Origin of the sequence: Sphingobacterium sp. UBA7253, from assembly GCF_002472745.1 — a bacterium.
Taxonomy (GTDB): Bacteria; Bacteroidota; Bacteroidia; order Sphingobacteriales; family Sphingobacteriaceae; genus Sphingobacterium; species Sphingobacterium siyangense.
The window spans coordinates 1-10,790 of the sequence record NZ_DKSP01000046.1; the positions used below are offsets into that span (position 1 = coordinate 1).

Genomic DNA, 10,790 nt, shown 5'->3' on the forward strand with positions numbered 1-10,790 from the left:
GTAAAGGATTCTTCGCATAACATTGATGTTTGGTTTAAAATTGGATAGCAAGATACGATATATTACACTAAACTATACATTGCTTCAGCGGGTACCTCCGAACTTTACACTTTATTTGATTTGGAATAATCTGTTATTCCAAGTTTGTTTCCGGATGGATCGTTAAATTCAACTGCTAAACCTGTCATGATCTCAAATGGCTCGCTTAAAAATACGATCCCTTTTTCCTTAAGCCGTTCATATGTTGTCCTGACATCGGCAACGGTAAACCAAATCGTCGGTTTGGTATGTTGTAATGTACTAAGAATGATTGCAGGTTCATTGTCACCTATCTTGAAAGCCGTCATTCCCTTATCCGAAAAATCGAATTTAGTTTCTAGGCCAAGTAGATTTCCATAAAATTCCTTTGCCTTCTCGAGATTTTCTACGGGTAGAAAGAAATTGTCGTAATCCAATATTAAACTCATTTTGTTCAGGATTTAATTTGCGATAGGTCAATACCAAATGCCGTCAATTGAGATGCTCCAAATTCAGTAATATAGAAATTTTTATCACTAGGATCTACTTTTGCTAACCAGCCTTTTATAATCAGAGCCTCTAGTAAAAGTTGGCCGAGTTTTCCGCCGATATGTTCGTAACATAATTTTGCAGGCTTCATTTTATTGTTATTTTTCATTTTCGTCTCTTATATCAAGTTAATCGTTGATTTATAATTTCTTACCTGTAAAAGTATAAAACTTCAAGTGGAAGCTAAATGACCAAAATCATTGATTCAAGTGGCTATTTGACACAATTCAGCGAGCCAATCTTTGTGAGTAGGAAAACAAAATGTATGCAAATTTGGTATCTAGAGTAGGGATTTTATAATTTATGAGAAAAGAACAGGATAAAGAGCAGCAGGTAAAAAGTTTGTTTGGACGATTTAAAGGTGAATTAAGGGATCCTGCTTATGTAAACGTTGATTTTTTGGTTTTACTCGTGGACATCATCCGGCCAAAGCATGTTCATGTACTTTATCAGGTTGATATTCAATTTTTATTGGGCTTTCTTACAGCAGCACCCGAAGAACTCCAATGTTTTCAACTTTATCTCAAAAGAGTCTTGGCTGAAAAAGATTTTGATCAATTGATTTCTGATACCGGTATAATTAGTTACGCAGATTTTTTTTATGAACTAAAAAAAAGAATCACCGAGCGGTATTTGCCTTTTCAACCACCTAAGTCTACTTTACAATATCTGTTAAATCAGGTTTTTTACAAACCTGGGGATGCGGACTGGGTTGCCGCGATTCCGCAACATCAGTTCGATGAGCTGTTTCGTGTATGTCAATTTGAAACGATTTACGATGACAAAACGGGTTTTGGAATGACCGAAATATTGTATGGGTTGGAACTGTTGGTTCAACGTATTACCGGGCGTGCAATGGAAACAGACGTAAACAAGATGGTACCCGAGTTTCAAAATTTTGATAGCCCATTTATTGCTATTATGCGGGAGTTTACCGAATTGAATGATCGTATTTTACAATCAGAATATAAGTTTATTTCCTCGGATGATCTTTCTTATAAACAAATCTTGGTACTTCATAAGCAATGCGAATCGTATATTGAAACGGCTTTCGATAATTCACATCGTTTTGGAATTTCCATCAAAGTGAATCAATCGCTCTTACGTATGCGGCAACAACTGGAAAGGATCCGAGAAATCTTGTCGTTTTTAGTCATCGATCATGCAGATGAAAAGAGGCAAAAGACGATTGCGCTGGGCACTACACTTATTGGTTATAATTCCCGGAAAAGCAATATTCGCAAATTGGTTGGACAGAGTACACAGCTCTTGGCCTACGAAATTACGCATCATACTGCGCAGACCGGTGAGCATTATATTACCTCAAGTAAACAGGAATATTGGAAAATGTTCCGTTCAGCCTGTGGAGGAGGCCTCATTGTCGGCGTTATGTGCATCGTTAAATTATTGTTAGGTAAGATACACAGCAGTGAATTTGGTCATGCATTTCTTTACAGCATGAATTATGCGATTGGCTTTACGTTTATTTATCTTCTTGGTGCAACTTTGGCAACCAAACAGCCTGCGATGACAGCTTCTGCATTGGTGAACGCTATTGAGCAAGGGATTTCCGAACAGGGGGACAGCAAACATCGTTATTGGAAATTTGCTGAATTGTTTGCCCGATTATTTCGGTCTCAGTTTATTGCCTTTATTGGTAATGTTGTGATGGCTTTTCCGATGAGCCTTTTTCTTGTCTGGGTAATTCAACAATTGTTTCAGGTCAATATTGCGAGCGCCAAGTGGTTACATCTGGTCAATGATCTTAATCCAATAAAAACACCGCTGATCTTGCATGCGTCTATCGCCGGTATTTTTCTATTTCTTTCCGGGATTATTGCCGGCAGTATTTCAAACCGAGACAAACACAACTCTGTGTACTACCGCATTCAAGAACATCCCCTATTGAAAAAAATATTCGGCCAGGCAAAAACAAACAAACTAGCTTCGTTTTATGAAAAAAAATGGGCTGGTATCGTATCCAATATTTGGTTTGGGATCTTTATGGGAACGACAGCTTCCGTTGGACTTTTTTTAGGTTTAAATCTAGATATAAGGCACATTACATTCGCCAGTGGGAATCTGGCATTGGGACTATTTGGTCATGGGATGGAGCTATCTACTGATATATGGATTTGGGGCATTTTAGGGATTGGTATCATAGGATTCTTTAATTTTATGGTCAGCTTTTCCCTTTCCTTACTGTTAGCGTTTCGCTCGAGGAACCTTCCATCAAAAGAATTGATTAAAATGGGAAAGGCGGTTTGGATCTATTTCAAAATAAATCCAAAACTATTTTTCTTTCCACCACAAAAAAATTAAAAATGGGAAGCTTCTTCCAGTGTTAGCTGAGCAATCTTGCTATTTTAAGGTCGGCGCAACACCTATACAGCTAGCAGAAGATGTGGCCCTATCTAGACATTGATATCACCCGAAAGATCAGGTTTATCTTCATCATCTTTTTCTTTCTGCTCGGCTTGCGCTTCCTCCCTGTCATGGGTACGATCATCTTTAATACCCGATTGATTGGTATTGGGATCTCTATCTTCTTTGGAAGTGCCCTCTTGTTGAGCTTCGGATAAGTCTGGGCTTGGCTCCCGTGGATCTGGGTTTGGAATGGCTGCGATGATAAGAACAAGCATGCCAACATGCGTTTCTTTGGTGTTTTTAGATCTGTTCATTTTAACGAGTTTTTTAAAAAAGAACATTTTTTGATCCATTATCGTTGGTTCAAATCATATTTTATTTATTGCCAGTGACAATTTCAACTATACCTTCGAGCGAGGTAAGCTTCAATTGTTGGCCGAAGTAACTCTTGTGCTCATCATCGATGTGTATTTCGTTGCCTTCCCATTCCATCGCCAATCGACTAGCCCGGATAGGTTTTATTTTAAATTCGACGTTGGTTCCATTCAATAGTCCATCGATATAGCTAATAAGTTCCTGGCGTTGATCGACAGTGACAATGATGATATCAAATTGTCCATCTCCAGGGTCAGCGTCAGCAGCAAGAACTAGCCGCGGTCCCATACTTGATATATTCATGATCTCAACAAGTATGCAATCTTTTTCATAATTATTTCCAGCCACTGTGAGTCTTAGTGTGGTAGCTCGGAATGTTTCTACCAGTTTGCGAAGCTGCCTTAGTGCGGTTTTGATTTCATCTTCTGCGCTCAGCTCTTCTGTATTTTTTTTATCCATTTTCTTCATCAGTAAAGGAAATACACCAAAGCCAATGGATTCAATAAAATACAACGGCTTTCTTTCTAGCCCCATAACCATTCCTACATCGAATTTTTTAAGTTGGCAATTTTTCCAGAGATCGATAGCTTTTTCAATGTTCAAAGGAATACCAAGAGAAATAGCAATATTGTTTGCAGTGCCTTGTGGGAGTATGGCGATTGGCCTTTTAAATCGTAGTTTTTTTTCCAATAGCGCCATAATTACCATTCTTATAGTCCCATCACCGCCAGCAAGGGCAATGATGTCTGTCTGCGGGTCGATTTTTTTGACAGCATCTTTTTTGGTTACTACAATGCAATTGTGGCCAAGATCTTCAATCAATTGGCATAGTTCATCTTTGTCTCCGTTTGAGTCATCCCCAGCAGCAGGATTATGTACTAACCTTATGTTTTTGCCATGTTCTTTCATAAAAGCTGAACAAAGCCTGCTTGAGATTGGTTTTCATAGAAAAGGACAGTTATGAATATACTTATTACCAATGATGATGGCATTTATTCACCGGGGATTGCGGCACTGGCAAATGCAGCAAAGGAGTTTGGGACGGTAAAGATTGTTGCGCCCGATGTGGAGCAATCTTCTATGGGACATGCTATTACGCATTCCCGGCCCTTAAGCTACCGACGTGCACCGATAACTTTTGAGGATATTGAAGCGTTTAGGGTAAATGGCACTCCAGCAGACTGTGTGGCGTTGGGTCTACATATGTTTCCCGATACGCAGGTTGTACTTTCGGGTATTAACATGGGACCAAATTTAGGCAATTCCATGTGGCATTCCGGAACTTTGGCTGCGGCAAAGCAGGCGACACTGCTCGGTATTACCGGTATAGCATTGAGCACACCCGTAGGAAAGACCGAGCCGGATTTTGAAGGATTGTATCCGTGGACAACCGATGTGCTGAAGATTTTACTGAAAAATAAAGGCCCTGCTCTCTATAATGTGAATTTTCCAGCCAACCCGGAGGGGCTTTCCTGGACAAGACAATCAGTACGTTTATATGATGGCCGTGTGGTGCCCGGAGAGGATCCTATGGGAAGGAAAAACTATTGGATCACAGTGGTGCCATTAGAACCGGCTGAAAAAGGTACTGATCGCTGGGCAGTAGAACACAATTTGGTTTCTATTACGCCTTTACGTCTTGATCTTACTGCACATGATGAACTTGCAGCAAGGGAGACAGGCGAACATAAATAATAGGTAGTAATAAAAGAAAATACGATGGTAACAGCCGAAAATTTAATACGAAATCTTGGTTTATACTTTACTATTGAACAACTGTAGTTGAATCTATTGGGATCATCAGGTTAAAAGTTATTTTATTGTCCTTTAAATTTACGGCTATTTTTCCCTTATGAATTTTTACTATTTCACTCACAATAAACAATCCTAATCCGAGCCCATTACTATTGACTCCTTTTACAAAAGGTTTAAATAGATCTTTAAGATCCGAATATTGAGGATAGGAGACCTCATTTGTAACACTAAAAATGAAATTTTCTTTTTGAATGAATGCATTTATTTCGATATTTTGAAAAGGATTACCATGTTTTATCGCATTTCCAATTAAATTAGTGAATGCACGCCCCATTTTCTGATGATCACAAGGTACATCAACTGGAAGGTTGATGTTGGCAATTAGTGCTCTGTTATGTAATACTTCAAATTCAGATAAAATTTGCTTGATCAATGCATCCATGCGATAATGATCATTAATTCTAATTAGCTTGTTTTGAAGACGGATACTACTGAAATCTAAAATATCATCTATCACTCCTTTGACGCGTGATGAAGCCTCTTGTATTTTCTTTATTAAGTTTTTTTGGCTTTCATCTTTAATGTTTTCGCCAAGATATTGTGATATCACTTTTACGATGCTGACGGGATTATTTAAGTCGTGAGCCAAGGACGATAAAACAAGTTCTCTGTTTTTGGAATAATTAAGTTCCTGCTCCAATTTTTTCCTCGTATTTCTACGTTCAATAATGGTTTTGAAATCTATTGCAATCAAATCACTGCAAACAGGTAGCAGCGTCTCTAATTTAATTGGGTCGAAGTGTACTGGTTCAGCGTTCATGAAACTCAAGTGCCCAACAATAGAATTATTTTTGTTAATAATTGGGTAAGAGATATAGCTTTTTAAACCGAATTCGTGAAGAACTTGTGTCCATTCGTCGACAGAACACTGCTCGGTATCATCAATGTAAATAGGGGAGAAACCTTTCCTTATTTCCTGATATATTTTAACGTAGTGTTCACTATTTTTATTGACGATCTTCTGAGAATGATAATCGTAAACACACCAATTTCCCCATTTCCGGCCATCTTTCTTGCGTATCATGCCATATCTCATTTTCGTGTGGCCACATAAAGCCTCCAAAATTCTTTGACAGGAGTCGAAGTCGCTCTTCTGTTTATGCATATCGTACCATTGATTTTGATTTAATTGGCTTGGGATCGTCATCTTTATTGCCGGTCGATTGGTTTATTAATAGCTTTGATTTACTGTTGAGGTTGATGCACCTTAGAGTTGTTAAAACCCTTAATTGCACGAAATATAAACACTATCATCGCAAAAAATAAAAGTATATGAATAAAATCTTCAGTTATGAATCCGCCTAAAAAAGTGACAGACCACATGATCACCATACCGATACCTGCCAAATATAATAGATCTTCCATATTAAATACGATTGTTTATTGAAGAACAATATTATCAGCGAATCGTTTCGTAATTTTATAACGCGATAGGAAAAACTACTAAAAAGAAGCTGTGTTAAGTGAACTCAAACGCTTTAAGAAGAATCATCAGGTTTGAAGATATTGAATATTGTTGTTATAAGCAATACTGATGCGCGTAAAATAGGTATAGTAAAGAATATATATAATGGTTATATTAGTTATTATTAAAATTTCTTTTATGAAACGTATAAACCAATTACTCAAGGGGCTTCTTGCCGTCTTCATTTTATTCTTTTTTATCCAGTGTAGCAAAAATTCTGCTGAAAGCAATGAGAAAATAATGATTGTGGGACCGCAGTTGGTTGATTGCGAAGGTGTAAGCCCAATGAAGTGCATGCAGGTCAAGGCGGAAGAATCAGATAACTGGGAATATTTTTATGGAAATATCCAGGGATTTAACTACGAATCAGGATATGAATATGTGATCAAAGTAAAGGTCGAAGAGGTCAGAAATCCTCCTGCTGATGGTTCATCTCAGCAATATACACTGATAACTCAAGTGTCAAAAACAAAAAAGTAATTTGATTATATACTAAGAAAGTCCCTTTTTGAGAAATTGGGACTTTTTTATTTTCTTATCCAGACTGCCAAACGGAAAAGACCTTTATTCCTTTAGGAAAAGGGTAAAAGTGATGAAAACGGATGATACGCTTTTTTTAAACGGAAGGTAATCTACGGAATAAGCTTATGTAAAAGCGATCCCGCAGATGGTTAAACAAAATAAAAATACTTATTTGCTTTCTAGTGCGACTTCCTGTGCTTTATAATAGCTTTCTATTAAAGCTTGATAATTAGGCATCACCAAGGAAAGTGCATGTGCATATTTCGCAGCGTCCGTATGTTTCCAACTTTTTAATATTTCACTAATTACAGCTGTGGTCGTAATGGGAATAACGCCTGCCAACTGTAATCGAGAAATTGTTACTTGTGTTGATAATGGACTCATATCGCCTGAAGCATCAATGACCGCAAAAACTTCATAACCTTCCGAAATTGCTGAAATGGCAGGAAACGCCACACAAACACTTGTTAATACACCTGCAATAACCAATTTTTTCTTACCAGTAGCTTTAACAGCTTCAACAAATGCAGGAGTGTCCCATGCATTTACTTCACCAGTACGTCCGACATATTGTGCATGTGGGGCATTTTCGTGGATTTCTGTCATCAATGGACCATTCGGACCCTTTGGTTCTGAAGCAGTTGTAATAACAGGAATGTTTTCAATAGCGGCGACCTGTGAAAGAGCGACTACATTACTTCTCAATGTAGGTACTTCAATATCTTTTACTGTCTGGAATAGACCACTTTGATGATCGATCAATAAAAACGCTACATCGTCCGCGTTGATTCTTGTTGTAAGTGCCATGACTTTAAGATTTAAAATGTTAATACTAATTTTTTATAATGTCAATGGTTCCGGTATTCATGAAATCTGACCTAGAGGAACCTGTTTTCTTTTGTTTGATAAAGTTAGGGACTGTTGAAGCAGCAAAAAATGGAGTACAACAAGCATAAAACATAATGTACATTAAGATTTATTGCTGCTATTATCATTCTGCATCCTAATGGAATAATCGATGGAGTTATTCGATCGCTTATTATTCTAAATTTTTAGCTTTAAGTATTTCCCAACTTTACTATATTTGCCGCTAATAATAATTAGTCTAAATAGTAATTATGTCTTTTTGCAGAGCAGTATTTCCAGGATAGCAAGGTTTGGAAATAGAAAGACATCAATATGCAGACAGGGCAAATGATTTTTTTAACACCTTAAATACGTGAAAAAAACAACAAGATCTTGGTTTATTACCCAGAATACAATATTGGCTAGTAGTCTATTGGTTTTAAGTTTTTCTATAATTCCAGCAATAAGTTTTTCCATGGAAAAACCGATGACTCTTAAGAAAAATGGTCATGGTCAAGAACCAGGGATAATTAAGGGCAAAGTGAAAAATTCAGTGGGGAAAGGTTTGTCCAATGTGTATATCAATATTGACGGGATAAATAGTACCAAGACTGATAATGAGGGGAATTTTATTTTTTCAAAGATTCCTAAAGGAATTCACTCCATGACCGTAAAGCATATTGGTTTTCAAGAAATCAGATCGCAGATCGCACTGGAAGGGGAAATTCTGGAGCTTCCGGACTTTGTCATGGAACAAACAAGTAATCATTTGAATGAAGTTGTCGTGACGGCGAGCAGATTGGCTGAAAGCATCGACGAAGTACCATCGTCAATTACCTATATCGGAGGTAAGACCTTAGAAGATCAGCGTCTGATAAATGACAACTTACCTAATATCTTAATGCAGAAAGTGCCAAGTATCTCTCCAAGTGAGGAAAGCCAAAACAACTTCATCGCTAAAATACGTGGTCGGAATTTTTTGGTACTTATTGATGGGATTCCTCAATCTACTCCTTTAAGAAATGGCGGAAGAGATATGAAGACGATTGACGCTAGCGCAATTGACCATATTGAAGTCATCAACGGTGCCTCTGCAATGTATGGAAATGGTGCCGCCGGTGGTATAATTAATTACATTACAAAGAAGCCAAAGACAGACAAGAGTTTTCACTCGTCAACCTCTTTAAATAATTCCCTAAGCTTGGTCAAACCAAGTGAAACATATGGGTATAATTTGGCACAAGTATTTTCGGGATCGCAAAACAAGTTTGATTATGTCGTGCAAGGAAAGATTGCGCGAACCGGCGTGGTCCGCAGCTCTGATGGCACCATTGTAAGTCCATTTTATGGTCTGGGCGAGACAAAAAGTTATAATACCTTGGCGAAGATTGGTTATCAGATTAACAATAATCATCGCATTGAATTGATGGGGAACTATTATAGAAGTGTTCAGGATAGTAAATACGTCGGCACTAAGGGGGAGTTTGGAAGTAAACCCGCTATTGGGATCCCTTCAGATACAGTGATTAATGGCGGAACACCTTACAATAAAGCTTTTCATGTAAAGTATGATGGCAACTTTGGTCGGACTTCAGCAAATATGAGTCTTTATTATGAAGATATGAACACGGTATTTGAAACCTACAACCAAAACTATTCTGATCATAAGGGAGCTAGACTAAATTTCAGTACGCCCTTTGATCTATCCAACAACAATAAAGTAACCTTAATTTATGGAGTAGATCTTTTAAAAGATCACACGGTTCAAAAAACGTTGAGCGATGAATTAGTGACACCCGATATGAACATGAAAAGTGGGGCTTTATATCTTCAAAGTAAATTTAATCTCGCCGATTACTGGATAGTGAAAGGTGGTGTGCGGTACGAAAACTTGGATTTTAAGGTAGGGGATCTGACAAAAGCAGGGAAAGTCACTCCGGGAGACAAGAGCAATTCAAATGCATTTGTATTCAATTTGGCAGGAAGGTATAATAAATTGAAATACCTACAGCCCTTTGCTTCATTTTCGCAAGGATATTCTATTGGCGATGTGGGGCTTGTATTGCGAAATGGAGTACCTTTGAGTCAAATCGATCCGAAGCCAGTAGTCGTCAATAACGTTGAGTTGGGTCTAAATGGGACCTATTCTATGTTGAGCTACCAATTGACAGGGTATTATAGCTCCTCCAAAAAAGGCAGTACGTTCGCAGAAACGTCAACACCTGGTAATTATGAATTGATTCAAGTGCCGCAACGTATTTACGGTTTGGAATTTGTTGTCGATATAACTCCTGTTGACTGGTTCAAGTTTGGTACTATACTCGGGTACATGGATGGTAGGCAAGATTTGAAAAATGAGGGAAAGTATAAGGATAAATTGGACAACTCCATTATTTCGCCTTTTAAAATAAATATTAATGCCGATTTCAAATTGACAGATCGGTGGAACGTCTATCTCCAATATTTACATTTGGGTAAACGCGATGTTTTTCAACCTTCTGAATATAATTATGGCAAATACCCGATTTCGGGCTATGGGCTGATGGATTTCCAAACGCGCTATAAATTAAAGAATCTAGCTTTCATTTTTTCAGTTAATAATATCCTAAATAATGATTACTTCCCGCTGCACGCGGAGGTGAGAGGAGCCACCAATGAAGGCCGTTATTATGTAAAAGGAAGCGGGACAATAGCAAATTTAGGTATTCAATTGGATCTGTAATTATTTATCGTAATTTCTATATTGCAACTGGAATAAAATTCATAAAATAGAATTGATTCGAAGGTATTATAAGCTGCTCCCATTAGACGTATAAGAGTTGGATTCATCTGT

At 37.7% G+C, this 10,790-nt stretch carries 11 protein-coding genes; 4 read left to right on the forward strand and 7 right to left on the reverse strand.

Annotated features, from left to right (window positions below):
* Positions 1–104 precede the first annotated feature (104 nt).
* Both B2X72_RS04340 and B2X72_RS04345 read right to left on the reverse strand, forming a co-directional pair.
* Positions 105–467 (reverse strand): VOC family protein, encoded by a 363-nt coding sequence (locus tag B2X72_RS04340; protein ID WP_175442012.1) that lies wholly within the window; start codon positions 465–467, stop codon positions 105–107.
* A gap of 5 nt (positions 468–472) precedes the next feature.
* Positions 473–676, reverse strand: coding sequence for an ArsR family transcriptional regulator (locus B2X72_RS04345; RefSeq protein ID WP_070566847.1), 204 nt, complete (start codon positions 674–676; stop codon positions 473–475).
* Between the two features lie 194 nt (positions 677–870).
* Here B2X72_RS04345 and B2X72_RS04350 point away from each other — a divergent pair, with 194 nt between their 5' ends.
* On the forward strand, positions 871–2,889 hold the full coding sequence (locus tag B2X72_RS04350) for a recombinase (protein WP_070566846.1): 2,019 nt from the start codon (positions 871–873) through the stop codon (positions 2,887–2,889).
* Between the two features lie 92 nt (positions 2,890–2,981).
* Here B2X72_RS04350 and B2X72_RS04355 read toward each other — a convergent pair whose 3' ends face one another.
* The gene (locus tag B2X72_RS04355) at positions 2,982–3,248 is read right to left on the reverse strand and encodes a hypothetical protein (protein WP_139145015.1); all 267 of its coding nucleotides are present in this window, start codon (positions 3,246–3,248) and stop codon (positions 2,982–2,984) included.
* A gap of 61 nt (positions 3,249–3,309) precedes the next feature.
* Positions 3,310–4,218, reverse strand: coding sequence for a diacylglycerol/lipid kinase family protein (locus B2X72_RS04360; protein ID WP_070566842.1), 909 nt, complete (start codon positions 4,216–4,218; stop codon positions 3,310–3,312).
* Positions 4,219–4,269: 51 nt separating this feature from the next.
* Between B2X72_RS04360 and surE the strand changes: the two genes are divergently transcribed.
* Positions 4,270–5,004, forward strand: coding sequence for a 5'/3'-nucleotidase SurE (gene surE / locus B2X72_RS04365; protein WP_070566840.1), 735 nt, complete (start codon positions 4,270–4,272; stop codon positions 5,002–5,004).
* A 70-nt stretch (positions 5,005–5,074) separates the two neighbouring features.
* Here surE and B2X72_RS04370 read toward each other — a convergent pair whose 3' ends face one another.
* Positions 5,075–6,271: a GAF domain-containing sensor histidine kinase gene (locus tag B2X72_RS04370; protein WP_070566838.1), complete on the reverse strand. Its 1,197-nt coding sequence runs from the start codon at positions 6,269–6,271 to the stop codon at positions 5,075–5,077.
* Positions 6,272–6,309: 38 nt separating this feature from the next.
* The gene (locus B2X72_RS26590) at positions 6,310–6,489 is read right to left on the reverse strand and encodes a lmo0937 family membrane protein (RefSeq protein WP_070566836.1); all 180 of its coding nucleotides are present in this window, start codon (positions 6,487–6,489) and stop codon (positions 6,310–6,312) included.
* 238 nt (positions 6,490–6,727) lie between these two features.
* Between B2X72_RS26590 and B2X72_RS04375 the strand changes: the two genes are divergently transcribed.
* Complete coding sequence (locus tag B2X72_RS04375) at positions 6,728–7,069, forward strand: DUF4377 domain-containing protein (protein WP_070566833.1); 342 nt, start codon at positions 6,728–6,730, stop codon at positions 7,067–7,069.
* A 210-nt stretch (positions 7,070–7,279) separates the two neighbouring features.
* On the opposite strand, the gene B2X72_RS04380 is transcribed toward B2X72_RS04375, so the two are convergent.
* A complete protein-coding gene (locus B2X72_RS04380; protein WP_070566830.1) occupies positions 7,280–7,918 on the reverse strand; it encodes an isochorismatase family protein in 639 nt (212 codons plus the stop codon).
* 514 nt (positions 7,919–8,432) lie between these two features.
* Here B2X72_RS04380 and B2X72_RS04385 point away from each other — a divergent pair.
* Entirely contained in the window at positions 8,433–10,679 is a 2,247-nt protein-coding gene (locus B2X72_RS04385; protein ID WP_070566828.1) for a TonB-dependent receptor, read from the forward strand.
* Positions 10,680–10,790: the final 111 nt, after the last annotated feature.